This window comes from Pelagibius sp., assembly GCF_965249265.1.
Lineage (GTDB): Bacteria > Pseudomonadota > Alphaproteobacteria > Kiloniellales > Kiloniellaceae > Pelagibius.
Genome location: NZ_OZ252224.1, coordinates 1,747,501 through 1,764,554 on the forward strand (window position 1 = coordinate 1,747,501; position 17,054 = coordinate 1,764,554).

Here is a 17,054-nt window from a genome sequence, read left to right on the forward strand (position 1 = left end):
GCACCTGAGCGGGCCAGACCCTCCGTTTCGTGCGCCTCCATTTGGGTGCAATGAATGAAAGTGAAGCGCTTACCCAGAGTCAGGTTGTCGAGAACCCATTCGACCGGACGTTGTCCCACGAAGGCACGAACCTCATCCACTTCGGCGATCTGCTCGGCAAGGTGCATGTGAACAGGGCCAGCTGGATGCAGTTCGACAAGATCCACCAAAGTCATAGGATTGACGGCGCGCAGGCTGTGCGGGGCAATGCCCACCACACTGTCTGATGGCAAAGCCCTCAAAGCCGTTGCTGACTGTTCATGTAACTTTGCGAACCGGTTGATGTCGTTTCCGAAGCGCACTTGCCCAGGATCGAGAGCGCGTCGATCGCAGCCGCCAAACTGATAGAGGACCGGCAAAAGTGTAAGGCCAATGCCTGTGCGTGAGGCAGCCGCTGCGATGCGCTCAACCATCTCGGCAAGGTTGGTGTAAGGATGCCCTCCCGGCCCGTGGTGCAGATAGTGGAACTCAACGTTGGTTGCGTAGCCTGCTTCCAGCATTTCCATCTGCACGAATGCCGCGATGGCCTCCACATGATCAGGTGTTAGGCGGTCGAGAAACCTGAACATAAGCTCCCGCCAGGTCCAAAACGTGTCGCGTGCATTGGGGCCTCGCCGTTCGGTAAGTCCGGCCATTGCGCGCTGAAAGGCATGGCTATGCGCGTTTGCCGGCGCGGGAAGCAGAACATCGCTGATTGTGTCGGCAGTCATCGGTGCTCCGGCCGTCACAGATGTGATCTGCCCAGACGCATCCACAACAACACGCACATCCTTTGCCCACCCAGAATCCGTTAGCGCCTGTGCGGCCCAAAGCGTCGCCATGAAAATCCTCGCTTGACTTGTCAATATGTATAGACATAATAGCTAAAAACGCACTTTAAAAGAAAATTATGCTCCTGAAAAATACGACCCTTGCCTGCACCGATCTGGATCAGCCCTGTGGTCTGATCAGGGGTGGCGCGCTGGTTGTCGAGGGCACGCACATTGTCTGGGTGGGTTCAGAACAAAGCTTGCCGGAGACGTTTAGGAGCCATGAGGCGCTTGACCTTGAAGGCCGTCTTGTTACGCCCGGCCTGATCGATTGTCATACGCATATCGTCCATGGCGGAAACAGGGCGCGCGAATTCGAGATGCGCCTTGAAGGAGCATCTTACGAAGAGATCGCTCGCGTGGGTGGCGGTATTCTCTCAACCGTGAAAGCAACACGAGCCGCTGGCGAAGAGGAGCTCCTGGAGCAGGCGCTGGTGCGTGTCGATGCTCTTCTTACGCAGGGGGTCACGACCCTTGAAATCAAGTCCGGCTATGGCCTGGACATAGAGACCGAGCTTGTGATGCTCCGCGTGGCGCGCCGGATCCAGGAGCAGCGTCCGGTTCAGGTGCGCACGAGTTTTCTAGGTGCCCATGCCGTGCCACCGGAGTTCGAGCACCGCGCCGATGCCTATATCGAGACGGTTTGTTTGCCTGCGCTGGCTGCAGCCCACGCTGAAGGTCTTGTCGATGCCGTCGATGGGTTTTGTGAGGGCATTGCGTTCACGCCGATGCAAATCGCTGAGGTTTTCGACGGCGCTCAATCACTTGGTCTTCCCGTTAAGCTTCACGCCGAGCAATTGTCCAATCTTGGCGGAGCGCAACTGGCGGCCAGATACAAGGCCCTTTCGGCCGACCACCTTGAGCATGCCAGCGATGCTGATGCAGCAGCGATGGCGCGCGCGGGCACGGTGGCGGTGATCTTGCCGGGTGCTTTCTACACATTGCGCGAGACCAAGCATCCAGCGATCGATTCTTTCCGGGCACATGGTGTCGCGATGGCTGTTGCCACGGACTGCAACCCAGGCTCATCCCCCCTGACATCGATCCTGTTGGCGATGAATATGGCGGCCACGCTGTTTCGTATGACTCCGGAGGAATGCCTCGCTGGTGTCACACGCCATGCAGGCAAGGCTCTTGGTCTCGATGATGTTGGCGTTTTGCGCACGGGCGCGCGTGCGGACCTTGCCATTTGGGATGTCGAAAGTCCTGCTGAGCTGTCCTACCGGATTGGATTCAATCCGCTGTGGAAGCGTATGTTTGGGGGGCGCTTTTGATGATTGTCCTGGAGCCGGAAGCGACGACACTCAAAACGCTGGAAAGTTTCTGGCGCGACGGTGCCGAGGTCGCGCTTGACTCCAACGCTCGTCCCCGCATCGATGCGGCGGCTGACATGGTTGCGCGCGCCGCGTCGGGTAGTGAGGCCATCTATGGTGTCAATACCGGCTTCGGCAAGCTTGCTTCGGTGCGTGTCGAACCAGAGGATACCGCACAACTTCAGCGCAATTTGGTGCTTTCGCATTGCTGCGGCGTGGGCGAACCGCTCGATGATGCCACGACACAGCTCATGATGGCATTGAAGCTCTTGTCGTTGGGCCGTGGCGCATCGGGCATTCGCTGGGAAACGGCAAAGCTCATCGAAGACTGTCTGGCGAAAGGTGTTGTTCCACTTGTGCCTTCTCAGGGGTCGGTCGGTGCCTCAGGGGATCTTGCGCCACTTGCGCATATGGCAGCTACGCTGATCGGCGAAGGCGAAGCCTCTTATGGCGGTGAACGGCTTGCCAGCCGAGATGCACTTGCGCGTGCAGGATTGGCACCGGTCACCCTTGGGCCGAAAGAGGGACTCGGCCTGATTAACGGCACCCAGTTTTCGACCGCCTGTGCGCTTGCCGGGTACTTCGATGCCATGCGCAACATCGAAGCTGCCATCGCAATATCGTGCCTGTCGACCGATGCGATCATGGGTTCCACCGCGCCGCTTGAACCTGCGCTTCACGCTTTGCGCGGCCACCCAGGTCAAATCGACGTTGCTCGCGTTATGCGCGCCATCATGAAGGGGTCGCAGATTCGTGAAAGTCACCGCGACGGCGACAGCCGCGTTCAAGACCCGTACTGCATTCGCTGCCAGCCCCAGGTGACGGGGACGGCGCTGGATATTCTTCGTTTTGCCGGTCGTACGCTTGAGATCGAAGCCAATGCTGCTTCAGACAACCCCTTGGTGCTGGTCGAGGATGGCAAAATCGTTTCAGGCGGCAATTTCCATGCCGAGCCTGTGGGTTTTGCCGCCGATCAGATTGCTCTTGCCATTGCCGAAATCGGTGCTATCGCGCAGCGTCGTGTGGCGATGATGGTTGATCCAACCCTCAGTTTCGACCTCCCCCCCTTTCTCACGCCAAGTCCCGGCCTCAACTCAGGCCTGATGATCGCCGAGGTCACCACGGCCGCTCTGATGAGCGAGAACAAGCATCTTGCCACGCCGTGTTCGACCGACTCTACGCCTACGTCGGCCAACCAGGAAGATCATGTTTCCATGGCCGCCCACGGCGCACGTCGTCTTGCTCGTATGAACGCCAATCTGAGCATGATCCTGGGTGTGGAGTTGCTTTGTGCTGCACAAGGCGTGGAATTTCGAGCGCCGCTGAAAACCGGCCCCAGACTTCAGAAGCTGCTTGCAGCGCTTCGATCGTCTGTGCCTGCGCTCGATGATGACCGCTATATGGCTGATGATTTGGCACGGGCGGCCGACCTTGTTCGCAGCGGACTGGTAGCTGAGGCATGTGCGGTGGGCGATCTGGTAAGCGGGGGCGCATCATGACACCCGTGGAGATTGTTCAAGGAGAAGGTCCAATCATTCTGGGCATGCCGCATACCGGCACCTGGATACCCGATGCGATCGTCGACAAGCTTACGCCGCAAGGCCAGCTTCTGGCGGACGCCGATTGGCACATAGATCGGCTCTATGACGGCTTGCTCAATGGTGCCACCACCGTCAGGGCTACCTACCACCGCTATGTGATCGACCCCAACCGTCCCCCCACCGACGAGAGTCTGTATCCAGGGCAAAACACAACAGGGCTGATCCCGCTGACAGACTTTGACGGTCAACCGCTTTGGCTGGAGCCGCCCAGCGTGGGTGAGATTGAGGCGCGCAAAGTCGATTATCATCGACCCTATCATGCGGCTCTTGCTGCACAGCTTGATCGCGTTAAGGCGCTTCATGGCTTTGCGATCCTTTATGATTGCCATTCGATCCGTCCGCATATCCCTTTCCTGTTCGAGGGCCAGCTTCCCGATTTCAACATCGGTACCGCCAGCGGACAAAGCTGCGCAGCGGAAATGGAAGAAGCCGTGACAGGAATTTGCCAGCGCGCGACAGGCTATTCCACGGTTCTCAACGGTCGGTTCAAAGGTGGTTGGACAACTCGCCATTATGGACGCCCAGCCGACCGTATCCATGCAATTCAGATGGAGCTTTCGCAAAGCACCTATCTTAAATCCGCGACTCCCCCCTCCTTCGCCTATGACACGCAAAAAGCCGAACAGCTGCGTACGCATCTGCACACCATTCTCGACACGCTTCAGTCTGTTGCGTTGAAGCTCCAAGGATGACCATGACCAATTCCCGCCATAACCTTCGAGATATCTATCCGCCAACTGGAGCCGATATCACCGCTAAGAGCTGGTTGACCGAAGCGCCCATGCGGATGTTGATGAACAATCTGCATCCCGATGTGGCTGAAAACCCGCACGAACTGGTCGTGTATGGCGGGATCGGTCGCGCCGCACGCACTTGGGATGATTTTAACCGCATCGTTGCAACGCTTCGTGACCTTGAAGTCGATGAGACGTTGGTTGTGCAGTCTGGCAAGCCGATAGCGGTGATCAAGACGCACACCGATGCACCGCGCGTTCTGATCGCCAACTCGAACATCGTTCCCCATTGGGCCAACTGGGAACACTTCAACGCCTTGGATCGCAAAGGCTTGATGATGTACGGCCAGATGACGGCGGGGTCTTGGATTTATATCGGGACGCAGGGTATCGTCCAAGGCACGTACGAGACGTTCGCAGAAGCTGGCCGTCAACACTATGGTGGCGACCTAAAGGGCCGGTGGATCCTGACCGGCGGTCTAGGTGGCATGGGCGGCGCGCAACCGCTTGCGGCGGTTTTTGCCGGTGCGTGTTGCCTAGCGGTCGAATGCGATGAGACCCGGATCGATTTTCGACTCCGCACCCAGTATTTGGACGAGAAAGCCCACTCGCTGGATGATGCGCTGGACCTTATTGAACGCTGGACCAAAGCCGGTGAAGCGAAGTCCGTTGGTCTGGTTGGCAATGCTGCGGAGGTTTTCCCCGAGCTGGTCAGGCGCATGCGTGCTGGAGGTCCGCATCCCGACATTGTCACCGATCAGACCTCTGCACATGATCCGTTGCACGGTTATTTGCCGCTTGGCTGGTCGATCGCTGACTGGCGCGCCGCTCAGGAAACCGATCCTGGATCGGTCGAGTCGGCAGCACGCGCGTCCATGAAAATCCATGTCGAGGCAATGGTGGATTTTTGGAATGCCGGCGTTCCGACCCTGGACTATGGCAACAACATTCGTCAGGTGGCGCAAGATGAGGGTCTGGAAAACGCCTTCGCGTTTCCTGGTTTCGTGCCCGCTTACATCCGACCGCTATTTTGCAAGGGTGTTGGCCCTTTCCGCTGGTGTGCGCTCTCCGGTGACCCTGAGGATATCTACAAGACCGATGCGGCTATGAAACGGCTGTTTCCGGACAATGAACATCTCCATCGCTGGCTCGATATGGCGCGTGAGCGGATTGCCTTTCAAGGCTTGCCGGCGCGCATTTGCTGGATTGGTCTAGGTGACCGCCATCGCGCCGGCATGATGTTCAATGAGATGGTGGCAAGCGGAGACCTGAAAGCACCCATCGCTATTGGACGTGATCATCTCGACAGTGGATCGGTCGCCAGTCCAAATCGTGAAACTGAAGCCATGAAAGACGGATCGGATGCGGTCTCAGACTGGCCGCTGCTGAACGCTTTGGTCAACACCGCGAGCGGCGCCACTTGGGTTTCGCTGCACCATGGCGGTGGCGTGGGAATGGGATTCAGTCAGCATGCAGGTGTGGTGATTGTCGCCGATGGGACGCCGGAAGCATCCAAGCGGCTGGAGCGGGTTCTTTGGAATGATCCTGCGTCGGGCGTGTGGCGTCATGCCGATGCCGGCTACGAGGACGCCCTTGCATGCGCGCGCGAACACCAACTACGCCTACCGGGCATATTGAACAACTAACGAAGGGTGAAACCAACCATACAACAACCGAGAGCTTTAGCTGAATCGGCCGGGAATTCGGCTCTTCAGGGAGGATGTCGGCATAAAGTCTATACAATTATTCAAATGCCGATAAGCTGCTATCGTCACAACACGGAGTTGCACCATGTCACATATTAATCGGCGTCAGATTCTGGCGTCATCCGTTGCTTTGTCTGTCTTTGCTGCCTTGCCGCGTGTTGCGCTGGCCGGTGGGCATAGCGACACGTTGCGTGTCGCAATCGCTGGTGAGACAGGGGATCTTGACCTCTTACAGAACGTCTCAACCCTGTCATCTTACACCGTCGTTTTTGATGGTTTGATCCATTACGGTCCGGGTGGTTCTCTTGAACCCGGCTTGGCAACCGCATGGCGTGTTGCCGATGATGGACTTTCCATCACTTTTGACCTGCGTGAAGGGGTGATGTTCTCTGACGGCGAGCCGTTCAATGCTGAGGCTGCCAAATGGAACCTTGAACGTTGGATGGGCGCGGAGGATTTCTCTTGGATTGGGATTTCCGACGCCTATGACAGCATCGTCATCAACAGCGCAACTCAGATCACTGTGAATCTGTCTCGGCCGGTTCCCGCCGCTCTTCTTGAGCTTACGATCGTTCGTCCGGTGCGGTTCCTGTCGCCAAAGGCAGTGAGCGCTGACGGGGCGCAAGTCGCGCCAATTGGGACTGGTCCTTGGGTTGTCGAAAGCCACTCTTCGAGCGAAACGAACTTGGTGCGCAACGATGACTATTGGGGCGACAAGCCTTCCTTCTCGCGCATTGAACTCAAAGTGGTGCCCGACGAGCTGGCGCGGGCCAATGCTTTGCGGGCCGGAGAGCTTGATGTGATCGGCGGGGACTGGATCGCACCGCTTTCACCGCGTCGCGCCAAAGCTCTTGAGCGCGAGGGCATGACCATCGTGGCTGAGCCTGGAACGGCGACCACCATCCTCGGCTTCTCTCCTCAATCTGCAATCATGCAGGATAAGGGTGTCCGTGAGGCTATTTTCCTGGGTATCGACCGCGCTGCTGTCTCAACGGTGCTTTTTGAGGGCTATGCCGACCCGACCGTTGATATCTTCCCGATGACCGTCCCGACAGCTGGTGTGCGTCGCGATGTTCCCGTACGCGACATCGCTGCCGCTCAGGGCGCGCTTGAAGCTGCTGGATGGACGAACAGCGGATCGGGCTGGACGAAAGATGGCGCAGCACTGGAGATTGATTTCCTTGTCTCTGAGGAAACATTCCCTGGTTCTCGCCGTATTGCCGAGATGATCCAAGCCATGCTGACGGAGGTCGGTTTTGAGGTGAAGATTTCATCGGTTGACAATGCGACGATGCATGATCGCCGTCCGGCCTTTGACTACGATCTGACGTTCTTTGGCACATATGGTGCGCCATATGATCCACATGGCTCGCTGAGCAACTCGTTCTCCTCGGTCATCGATACCGGACCGGATGGAAAGATTTACGTGTCTGATGAGTTGGACGAGGTCGTTCTTGGCGCTCTGGAGGCTTCCGGCGAAGCTCAGGAAACCGCCATGCAAGGGGTCTACGACTGGGTTTATGACAATGTGGCGGCTTGCCCACTCGTGGTCAATCAGCGGCTCTGGGCCGTGCATCCGAGGGTGCAGGGCTTCAGTCTTCCGGCAACTGACTACGACATTCCCTACAAGGGCTTGTCGCTGACCTAAGAGTGAAAGGGCAAGGACCGATGCTACGCATGTTCCTGCGACGGGCGAGCCTTGCCCTCCTTCTTATGGCGGCTGCCACCGCGCTAACCTTTGCGCTTGTGACAGCCGCTCCTGGCAATGTTGCGGCCTTGATTGCTGAAAGAGCCGCTGGCGCTGGTGCGGATGCACAAATGATCGAGCGCATTGCCGACGAGCTTGGTTTGAACGATCCGCTCTACATCCGCTATGCTCGGTGGCTGGGTGGTGCCTTGAACGGCGATTTCGGCACATCGCTGCGCACCGGTAACTCGATTGCTGAGGAGTTCCGGGAGCGCATTCCGGTCACGGCATTGCTTCTGGCTGGCGGCGGTGTTCTGGCGCTGATTTATTCTGTGTCCCTGGGTCTTTGGGGTGCTTCATCCAACGGGGGTATCGCTGACCGTGTGCTGCATGGCGTTGCGCTTGTAGGTGCCTCAACGCCCAACTTCTTTGTTGCGGCGCTTCTGGTGATCGTTTTTGCGGTTGGCCTCGGTTGGGTTCCCAGCTTCGGGGTCTACGGTTGGACATCCTGGATACTGCCCTGCGTTACCATCGCTTTGTTTCCCGGCTCCGTTCTGGCGCGCGTGGTGCGGGTCAATCTTCAAGAGACCATGGCACGTCCCTTCGCTACCACAGGGTTCGCCAAGGGCATGAACCGGGGTGAAGTGTTGGTTCGCGAAGCGTTGCCCAATATCGCCATTCCCTATGTGACGACGCTGGGTGCGCAGTTCACATTGATGATTATTGGCGCGATTGTGGTCGAGCGGGTCTTTGGCCTGAGCGGTATCGGGTCCTTCTTTATCGAGGCCATTCGTTTTCGCGACTTTATTGGCATGCAGGCTGTGCTGGCTCTCTTCGTGGTCTTTTTTGTCAGCGTCAATCTGTTCGTGGACCTCATTGTTATGCTGATCGATCCGCGTCTGCGTCGCGCGAGGAGGGCTTGATATGCAGCTCCCAAAGCTTCCTTGGCTGGTTCTCACGCCTGCGCTTGTGTTTGTCCTTGTGGGTATCTTTGCCCCGCTTTTGATGACACATGACCCTGCAGGTCAGGACTATACGGCAATCCTGCAAGGCCCTTCCTTCGCCCATTGGCTTGGTACCGACTATCTTGGTCGCGATTTGTGGACGCGCATGATCGGCGGCGCGCGAACCTCGCTCGTGGCCATGGCGTTTGTTCTTGTCGCCGCACTGAGCATAGGCGTGGTGATTGGTTCCCTGGCCGGATATGTCGGTGGTCTTGCAGAGACGGTGTTGATCTCGCTGATCGACATCGCGCTTGCCTTGCCGTCGCTGGTCATAGCGCTGGCGCTGATGGGCGTGTTTTCCGGCGAAAACTTCGACTGGCTCAGTGACTATTGGAAAATGATCCTGGCCCTAACGCTGGCGTGGTGGGCCAACTATGCGAGGATGAGTCGCGCGGTTGTGGTCGCCGAGTTGCAGCAGCCTTACATCGAAGCAGCCCGCGTCATGGGTGCCTCGCACCTGTGGATTTTCATCCGCCATATCTTACCCAATGTCCTGGGTCTGGTGGTGGTTTACGCCTCTGCCGATGCCGGAGCATTGGTCCTTGCCATTGCCACACTGTCTTTCCTCGGCTTGGGCGTGGCACCGCCGATCCCGGAGTGGGGGCAGATGCTGGTCGACGGAATGGGCTACATTGAGGATCATCCAAGCCTCGTTATCATTCCTGGCCTTGCGCTCACGGCGGTTGTGGTCAGCTTCAACCTGCTGGGCGAAGCCTTCGCGCTGCAAAAGGTGCCACGCACCCTGAAGGGGTATGCTTTGAGCCGCAAGCGTAGGGCGCGCAAAAGTGAGGAACTTGCACGCCTGGCCGAGGAGAGCAGATCATGAGTGAGCCAAAGACAGTCTACGCGGTCGAAGACCTTGTTATCGACCTATATACGCCCTCGGCCTCAGTACGTGCCGTCGATGGAGTCAGCATAGCTGTCCATGCCGGCGAAACACTTGCCATTGTCGGCGAAAGCGGTTCGGGTAAGACGGTTATGACCCTGGCCCCGCTTGGTCTGATGCCTGAAGGTGTGACAATTGATATTGCGGGGTCGGCGCGTGCGGCAGACCGTGATCTGGTGACTCTGTCGCCCAAAGAGCTGTCGAGACTGCGAGGCGGTCAGTTTGGTGTGATCTTCCAGGACCCGATGAGTGCGCTCAATCCAACCCTGAAGATAGGTCCGCAATTGGCCGAGCAAGCGCGGCGTTTTGCCGGGCTCTCACCGCAGGCATCTCGCCAGGAAGCGATCTCGCTTTTGGCGCGAACGGGTATCCCCGACCCTGAAGACCGCTATGATCGTTATCCCCATGAGCTTTCCGGCGGAATGTTGCAGAGGGCCATGATCGCGTTAGCGCTGGCGGCCAAACCTCGTGTTTTGATCGCCGATGAACCCACAACGGCGCTGGATGCTACTGTTCAGGCGCAAATCCTCGCTCTTCTGCGGCAGATTCAGGAAGAGGATGGCATCTCCGTTGTTCTCATTACACATGACATCGGGGCTGTCTCCGTGCTCGCTGACCGTGTGGTTGTCTTATACGCTGGTCGTGTTGCTGAGGAAGGTAGCGCCATCGATGTGCTGACCTCACCCGTGCACCCTTACACAAAAGGTCTGCTTGCCTCGGTCCCCGATTTTCGATCCGAGACAGCAACCGGAACGCGGGAAATTCCAGGGCTTCCGCCCGATCAGACTCGTCTTGAACCTGGATGTCGTTTTGCAGATCGCTGCAATTTGGTTGAACCGTCGTGCCGCGCGAAGCGTCCGGAATTGACACATGTTGGCGGAGCACACGTGCCCCATCGGGCCGCTTGCCCAGTTGTGATAGGGGCCGAGGGAGTTCGCACACATGCTTGATGCATCCAACACGCAACCAACCGGTGGGGCTGAGAGCGCGCAGCTTGGCCACGCTATTGAGGTGGAAGACCTTAAGGTTCACTTCAAAACGTCGACGGGCTTGGTGCGCGCTGTAGACGGTGTCGATCTATCGATCGAACGTGGGGCGTTTCACGGCATTGTTGGCGAGTCCGGTTGCGGAAAGACAACGCTGGCACGAGCGATCACCGGTCTTCAGTCTGCGACCTCAGGTAATGTGCGAATACTGGGGCGAGATCGGGCTGAGTGGCAATCTCAAGATCGAAAGGGATTTGCCCGTACCGTCCAGTTTGTTTTCCAAGATCCGCTTGGCTCGATGAGCCGTCGGCAGTCCGTTCTTCAGACGCTGGAAGAACCGCTGCTCATACACGGCGTTGGCCCGGCTTCGGAGAGGCGGCGCAGAATTGATGAGCTTTTGGATCTGGTTGCATTGCCTACATCCGTTCTTGACCGTCTGCCGCGTTCTCTTTCGGGTGGTCAGCGTCAGCGCATCTCGGTTGCGCGAGCCCTGGCCCTGGACCCCAAGCTCCTGATTTGCGACGAGCCGCTATCGGCACTGGATGTGTCGGTTCGGGCGCAGATTGTGAATCTGTTCGCCCGCCTTCAAGAGCAGCTTGGCCTGACCATCGTCATTGTCGCCCACGACCTTGCCATCGTACGTGAGGTCTGCTCGGCCGTCACCGTCATGTATCTCGGTCAGGTTGCCGAAGAGGGTGCAGCACGGCCTCTGTTTGCTGATCCGGCACACCCATATTCTCAAGCGTTGCTGTCGGCCGTGCCATCGCCTGACCCCCGGATCGAAGCGGAACGCGCCCGCGTTCTTTTGGAAGGAGATCCGCCTTCTCCGCTTAACCCGCCCCCGGGCTGCCGGTTTGCAAGCCGTTGTCCGGTGGCCGTGGCTGACTGTGGACAAAGCGTTCCACATCTTCGAGCAGTACGCCACGCAGGCCGTGCAGCCTGTCATTTGGCCGATATGTCTGGGCATCCAATCCTCTGATGGGCGGCGAGCATCCAGTGGGTAAGTCGCTCAGCCTACATGCTCGTATCCGTGCCGATATTGAAGCTCGGATTCTATCGGGAGAGTGGCCTCCAGGCCATCGTGTTCCCCCGGAAATCGAGTTGATGGAGCGCTGGAATTGTTCGCGCATGACCGTCAATAAGGCGATGGTGGCGTTGGCCGCCCAAGGGCTCGTTCGGCGAAACCGCCGTGCGGGAACCATTGTTGCGCACCCCAGGATACAGGCAGCTGTTCTGTCGATTCCTGACGTTCGTGCCGAAGCTGAAGCGAATGCACGATCGTATGCGTTTGGTATTCTGTGTGACGAACTTCGCGCACCGTGTTGTGTCCATCTGGGCGCTGAGGGCCACCATATGGGCAGAAGCCGGTTTGTTCGATCACTCCACAGCGTTGACGAACGACCTGTCATGCTGGAGGAGCGTCATATCTTCCTGGACACCGTTCCTATGGCCGAAGCGGCTGATTTTTCTTCTGACTCGCCCAGCAGTTGGCTGATTGCGCATGTTCCTTGGACGGAAGCCGAGCACCGGATAAGCGCGTGTGATGCTGATGCCGAGACAGCGGCCTGGCTGGAGGCTCCAACTGGAGCAGCGTGCCTGGTCCTTGAGCGGCGTACGCGTCGAGGGCAAGAAACGGTGACCATTGTACGGCAGGTCTTCAGGAGTGATGCCGTCGACCTCACCGCACGGTTTCAACCCAGTGGGCATGATACGCTGCCGCATCAGACCTGAATTCCGCCGATCTGCTCCATCGGGAGGTTGGGGTTGTCAAATGGGTCGTGCCGCTACCCTTCATCCGGCCATACAGTCTGATTGTCACGATTTGTTCGGCCGGTATCGCGTCATGATTTCGAAGAAACCTGTACATGTTGGCTGCGAGGCAGTGTTGCAGTTGCGCGCAGCCCGCCTTTGGTTAGGTTCGACAGGCACACACCACCGCGATGAGCACGGAAGATGGCGCGCGTGATCGGCAGGCCCAGCCCAACCCCTCCAGTGTCGCGCGACCGCGCGGTTTCCAATCGCGTGAACGGATCGAAGACGTCGGCGCCGATTTCGAGTCCAACGATGCGGTCGGTGTCCTCGCCCAGGGCGCTGAGCATCAGGATGGGCGGTCCGTCGGAAGCTGCCAGCCGCCGTGCCGCCGCCAGCCCGTCCTCGCCCGGCATCATCACGTCGAGCACCACCAGATCGAAGTGGCCAGTCTTCAGATGGACGTCCATCTCGACGGCATCTTTGGCGGCGTGCGCCCGCAAGCCGTTTTTTTAGGTAGCGTGTCACGGCATCGCGGATCTCGCGATGGTCGTCGACGACGAGGATATGCGGCGTGCCGGTTTGACCTGCCATGTCCGCCTGATAGCGCACCGGGCGCGTCCGCGCGCAGCTTTTTTGTTTCGCCGTGTGTCGCAAGACGGCCGTTTGCGACAGAGCGATACACTTTGCAGGTTTCGAAAGCAGTCTTCTGCGACAGAAGACCGCCATCTTCGTTCCATCGTAACGTCAAACGATGAGGTAACGAAATGAAACGCAAGACAATCCTGACCCTGAGCGCCCTGGTCGTCGCCGGTGTTGTTGGTGCTGCTACCCTGCCTGCCATTGCCGGCGGCTGGGGCCCTCGGGATGGCTGGGGTCCTTGGCAGATGATGCAGCAAATGCGCGGGCCACAGGCGTGTTTCGCGCAGGACCATCGTCGCGGTCCTCTTGGCCACGGCGCGGCGACCCTCGGGGCTGGGAACGACAATCCGCTCTACCGCTCCTTCGATACGGACGAGAACGGCACGGTGAGCGCCGCCGAACTCGAAGCAGGAATCGCCGAACTTCATATCAAACATGACGCAAACGGCGACGGCACGCTGTCCCGTGACGAGTTCGTAACCCTCTACGCCGAGGCCACGCGTAGTTTCGCCGAGTGTCCCTTCGCTATGCTGGACGCCAACGATGACGGCCAACTCAGCGTTGAGGAAATGGCGTTTCCCGCGCAGATGATGGCGCGCATGCAGAGATGGCACGCGGTCGCCGACGCCGAGCGGCATTGAGACGGGGTTGGGTTGGTGCCTCAGGGGTGCCGGCCCGCCGATCGGGACAGGAAGCTGATCCATGACCACCTGGAAAATCACTCCTCAAGGATACTCCGCCACCCAGATCACATTGCACTAGAGCGTTTCACGTTTTGACGGAAGCATATCCAGCGTTTTGGAAGTAGTTGGCGCATTCCTGTGCCTGGATGGTTGCGAGGAGCTGGCCGAGGTGGCGCCAGGTGTCATCGGTGCTTCGGCGTTGGGCAAGGCGCATCCAGTGTTTGATTTTGGCGAAGGCCTGCTCGATGGGGTTGAGGTCGGGCGAGTAGGGTGGCAGGAACCAGAGCCGTGCGCCGGCGGCCTTTATGGCGGCTCGGACGGCCTTGGATTTGTGGCTGCCGAGGTTGTCCATCACGACGATGTCGCCGGGCCTCAAGGTGGGCAGGAGTAGCTGGTCGACGTAGGCGCGAAATGCCTGGCCGTTGATCGGGCCGTCGAAGACGCAAGGAGCGGTCAGGCCATCGCACCTGAGGGCCGCCAGGAAGGTCATGGTGCGCCAACGGCCTTGCGGGGCAAAGCCGCGCAGGCGCTTGCCCTTTGGTCCCCAACCGCGCAGCGGCGCCATATTGGTCTTGATCCAGGTCTCATCGATGAAGACGAGGCGCTGGGGATCGAGCCGGCTCTGCCAGGACTTCCAGCGCCATCGCCGCCGGGCGATGTCGACGCGCGTCTGCTCAAGAGCGAACAGCGTTTTTTTTGAAGCGCAGTCCCTCGCGGCGCAGGAACAGCCAGACCGCATTGTGGGAGACCTTGACCCCGCGCGCGGCCAACTCGTCCTTCAAGCCGTGCAGGGTCAGGTGCGGGGTCTGCTCGATCCGTTCCACGATGAACGCCCGATGCGGCTCCAGAAGCCGACGACGGTGACCGCCAACCTTGCCTGGCGCAACGCTACCCGTCGCCCGATAGCGCTGATGCCACTTCACCACCGAATACACTGCCACACCGAACCTCTTGGCAACCACACGACAGCTCTCGCCTGCTTGCAGGGCCGCTATCGCGCGCTCACGAAGGTCATTCGAATAGGGTCGCGTCATGCATGCTGGCCTCCTACTCCAGTAGAAAGCTTGAATCACAAATCCGCGCCCCTGGGAACCCACATTCCGATTCAATCAATGCGTGAAACGCTCTAGGGTCGAGACTCAATTGAGCCACCAAGTGATAGATGCGGCCAGACAGATGGCGGCGAGGAAGATATCGGCGCGCTTGTCGTAGCGGGTTGCTATCCTTCTGAAATCCTTGAGCCGACAGAACATCCGCTCCACGCGGTTGCGGTCTCGGTAGGCGACTTTGTCGTACGATTGAGGATGCTTGCGGGTTGGGTTTGGAGGGATGACCGGCTGGCAGCCTCGTTCGATCAACCAGTCCCGCAGCTTTGCGGCGTCATAGGCGCGATCGGCCAGGAGCCGTTTAGGGGTTGGTATGCGCTCGAGAAGCATGGCCGCGCCGACCAGATCATGGGTCTGTCCGGGCGTGATCGAGAGGGCAATAGGGCGCCCCAGTGCATCGGTTATGGCATGAATTTTAGTCGTCCGTCCGCCGCGCGATCGACCGATTGCGTGCTCGAAGTCCCCCCTTTTGCCCCCGCCGCCGAGCGGTGCGCCTTGATGTGGGTGGAATCGACCGCTGTGGTCGATACGACAACACTTTTACCCGTCAGGGCGTAGAAAATATCCTCCCAAACCCCTTGCTTGCTCCAGCGATTGAAGCGGTTGTAGATCGTCGTGTAGGGGCCGTATTCCGACGGACAGTCGCGCCAGCGCGCTCCGACCTTGAGCATATGGACGATACCGGAAATCACCCGACGGTCATCCACCCGATGAGCCCCGCGCCGACCGCGCGGCAGATAAGGCTCGATCCGAGCCCATTCCTCGTCCGAAAGCCAGTAAAGCCGTGCCATCCAATCCTCCCTGCCTTGGGAAACCTGGATCAAAGAATCACAACTGCAGACGTAGGGGAATCCCTAATTGAGTACCGACCCTAGTGCGCCTCGACGGTCTCGCCGTGGCGCTGGCAGTCGGGGCTGGCAAGCTCGACGAAAAGGTCGCCGAGGACCTCCGGCGGGCGCAGGCTGTTCGGATCTTCGCCGGGAAAGGCGATGGCGCGCATGGCCGTGCGGATGGGTCCGGGCGAAAGCAGGTTGGCTTTGATGTTGGTCTTGGTGATCTCCGCCGCATAGCTGCGCACCAGGGCCTCCAGCGCCGCCTTGGTGACGGCATAGGGGCCCCAGTAGGCCGTCTTGCCGCTGGCTGCGCCCGAGGTGACGAAGATGGCGCGGCCCGCGTCGGAGAGCCGCAGCAACGGATCGAGGCTGCGGATCAGGCGATAGTTGGCGGTCACATTCACGTCCATGACTTCCTGCCAGCTGTCCGGCGGGATATGGCCGACCGGGGTCAGCGGACCCAGGATACCGGCGTTGCCGACCAGAATGTCCAGCTTGCCGTAACGCTCATTAAGGGAAGCGCCGAGGCGGTCGAGGCCGTCGAAATCGCGCAGATCGTGTGGCACCAGAACCGGCTGCAAACCGCCCGCCGCGCGGATCTCGTCGTCCAGTTCCTCCAGACCGCCGACGGTGCGGGCGATGAGGATCAGTTGGGCGCCTTCGGCGGCGAAGCGTTTGGCGACGGCCGCGCCGATACCCCGCGAGGCCCCGGTAACAACGGCGATGCGGCCCGCCAGACGGCCGGACTGTTCTGACATCAGGCTTCCACTTTCCGATTTCTGCGGCGCCGGAGAACCCGGCGCGATCCACTGCACAAAAGCAGCCCGGCAACTGCGCCGACAGCGCCGTAGACCAAGCCTTCCGAGGTCAGGGGCACGGCGGGGGCGAAGTCGCCCAGCGTCGCGCCGACGAGACCGCTGTCGAAGTGTTCCACGAAGGCGAGGGGGCGCTGCAGCGTGCCCGCGGTGCTGAGAGCCTGGTAGGCGGCTTCCATATCCGCGAGCCGGAAGTAACTCTCCTGCATACGGCTGCCTTCCAGACTGTGCGCGTTGCTGGCGATAAAACTCTCTATGTAGTCGGGCACGGTCATACCTTTTTCCGCCGCATCCTGTTCGATCTCTTCGACTCGAACTTTGGCCTGATCGATGCGCCCGCCGAGGCGTTGCAGATAGTGGGCGAGGTATTCCGGGAACTGTGAAAAGCCAGCCCCGCCGGCGGCGGCGAAAAGGCTGTAGAAAAGGCGGGCGAACATAACCGGAGGGGCGCTGAGGAATGG

General features: G+C 59.3%; 15 protein-coding genes and 2 pseudogenes (1 of these 17 running past the window's edge). 11 read left to right on the forward strand and 6 right to left on the reverse strand.

Features of this window, described 5'->3' with window-relative positions; translation table 11 throughout:
* Positions 1–860, reverse strand: partial view of a formimidoylglutamate deiminase gene (locus tag ACP146_RS08210; protein WP_422366269.1) — the 5' portion only. The gene continues 508 nt to the left of window position 1, outside the view; 860 of the gene's 1,368 nt are visible here — the first part of the coding sequence; the start codon lies at positions 858–860; its stop codon lies beyond the left edge, outside the window.
* A gap of 68 nt (positions 861–928) precedes the next feature.
* Between ACP146_RS08210 and hutI the strand changes: the two genes are divergently transcribed.
* From hutI to ACP146_RS08260, 10 genes are all read left to right on the forward strand, one after another.
* Positions 929–2,122 (forward strand): imidazolonepropionase, encoded by a 1,194-nt coding sequence (gene hutI / locus ACP146_RS08215; RefSeq protein WP_422366270.1) that lies wholly within the window; start codon positions 929–931, stop codon positions 2,120–2,122.
* Positions 2,122–3,660 carry a histidine ammonia-lyase gene (hutH, locus tag ACP146_RS08220; RefSeq protein WP_422366271.1) on the forward strand — a complete coding sequence of 513 codons (1,539 nt, stop codon included), beginning with the start codon at positions 2,122–2,124 and terminating at the stop codon, positions 3,658–3,660. Before hutI ends, hutH begins: the two co-directional genes overlap by 1 nt.
* On the forward strand, positions 3,657–4,454 hold the full coding sequence (hutG, locus tag ACP146_RS08225) for an N-formylglutamate deformylase (RefSeq protein WP_422366272.1): 798 nt from the start codon (positions 3,657–3,659) through the stop codon (positions 4,452–4,454). Before hutH ends, hutG begins: the two co-directional genes overlap by 4 nt.
* Before the next feature lie 2 nt (positions 4,455–4,456).
* Entirely contained in the window at positions 4,457–6,142 is a 1,686-nt protein-coding gene (gene hutU / locus ACP146_RS08230; RefSeq protein ID WP_422369630.1) for a urocanate hydratase, read from the forward strand.
* A gap of 145 nt (positions 6,143–6,287) precedes the next feature.
* Positions 6,288–7,850 carry an ABC transporter substrate-binding protein gene (locus tag ACP146_RS08235; protein WP_422366273.1) on the forward strand — a complete coding sequence of 521 codons (1,563 nt, stop codon included), beginning with the start codon at positions 6,288–6,290 and terminating at the stop codon, positions 7,848–7,850.
* A 20-nt stretch (positions 7,851–7,870) separates the two neighbouring features.
* Positions 7,871–8,812 (forward strand): ABC transporter permease, encoded by a 942-nt coding sequence (locus tag ACP146_RS08240; protein WP_422366274.1) that lies wholly within the window; start codon positions 7,871–7,873, stop codon positions 8,810–8,812.
* 1 nt (position 8,813) lies between these two features.
* On the forward strand, positions 8,814–9,719 hold the full coding sequence (locus ACP146_RS08245; protein ID WP_422366275.1) for an ABC transporter permease: 906 nt from the start codon (positions 8,814–8,816) through the stop codon (positions 9,717–9,719).
* Entirely contained in the window at positions 9,716–10,729 is a 1,014-nt protein-coding gene (locus ACP146_RS08250) for an ABC transporter ATP-binding protein (protein WP_422366276.1), read from the forward strand. Before ACP146_RS08245 ends, ACP146_RS08250 begins: the two co-directional genes overlap by 4 nt.
* A complete protein-coding gene (locus tag ACP146_RS08255; protein ID WP_422366277.1) occupies positions 10,722–11,744 on the forward strand; it encodes an oligopeptide/dipeptide ABC transporter ATP-binding protein in 1,023 nt (340 codons plus the stop codon). The genes ACP146_RS08250 and ACP146_RS08255 overlap by 8 nt, the downstream gene beginning before the upstream one ends.
* The gene (locus ACP146_RS08260) at positions 11,744–12,496 is read left to right on the forward strand and encodes a UTRA domain-containing protein (protein WP_422366278.1); all 753 of its coding nucleotides are present in this window, start codon (positions 11,744–11,746) and stop codon (positions 12,494–12,496) included. The genes ACP146_RS08255 and ACP146_RS08260 overlap by 1 nt, the downstream gene beginning before the upstream one ends.
* A gap of 110 nt (positions 12,497–12,606) precedes the next feature.
* On the opposite strand, the pseudogene ACP146_RS08265 reads toward ACP146_RS08260, so the two are convergent.
* Positions 12,607–13,108 (reverse strand): annotated as a pseudogene (locus ACP146_RS08265) (response regulator).
* A 173-nt stretch (positions 13,109–13,281) separates the two neighbouring features.
* Here ACP146_RS08265 and ACP146_RS08270 point away from each other — a divergent pair.
* A complete protein-coding gene (locus ACP146_RS08270; RefSeq protein ID WP_422366279.1) occupies positions 13,282–13,797 on the forward strand; it encodes a hypothetical protein in 516 nt (171 codons plus the stop codon).
* Positions 13,798–13,924: 127 nt separating this feature from the next.
* Here ACP146_RS08270 and ACP146_RS08275 read toward each other — a convergent pair.
* From ACP146_RS08275 to ACP146_RS08290, 4 genes and pseudogenes are all read right to left on the reverse strand, one after another.
* A protein-coding gene (locus tag ACP146_RS08275; RefSeq protein ID WP_422366280.1) for an IS630 family transposase occupies positions 13,925–14,873 on the reverse strand; the annotation gives its coding sequence in 2 pieces (ribosomal slippage) (positions 13,925–14,536 and positions 14,538–14,873; 948 coding nt in all).
* Positions 14,874–14,978: 105 nt separating this feature from the next.
* Positions 14,979–15,736 (reverse strand): annotated as a pseudogene (locus ACP146_RS08280) (IS5 family transposase).
* An 80-nt stretch (positions 15,737–15,816) separates the two neighbouring features.
* Positions 15,817–16,536 carry an SDR family NAD(P)-dependent oxidoreductase gene (locus ACP146_RS08285; RefSeq protein ID WP_422366281.1) on the reverse strand — a complete coding sequence of 240 codons (720 nt, stop codon included), beginning with the start codon at positions 16,534–16,536 and terminating at the stop codon, positions 15,817–15,819.
* Entirely contained in the window at positions 16,536–17,030 is a 495-nt protein-coding gene (locus ACP146_RS08290; RefSeq protein WP_422366282.1) for a DUF2937 family protein, read from the reverse strand. Before ACP146_RS08290 ends, ACP146_RS08285 begins: the two co-directional genes overlap by 1 nt.
* Positions 17,031–17,054: the final 24 nt, after the last annotated feature.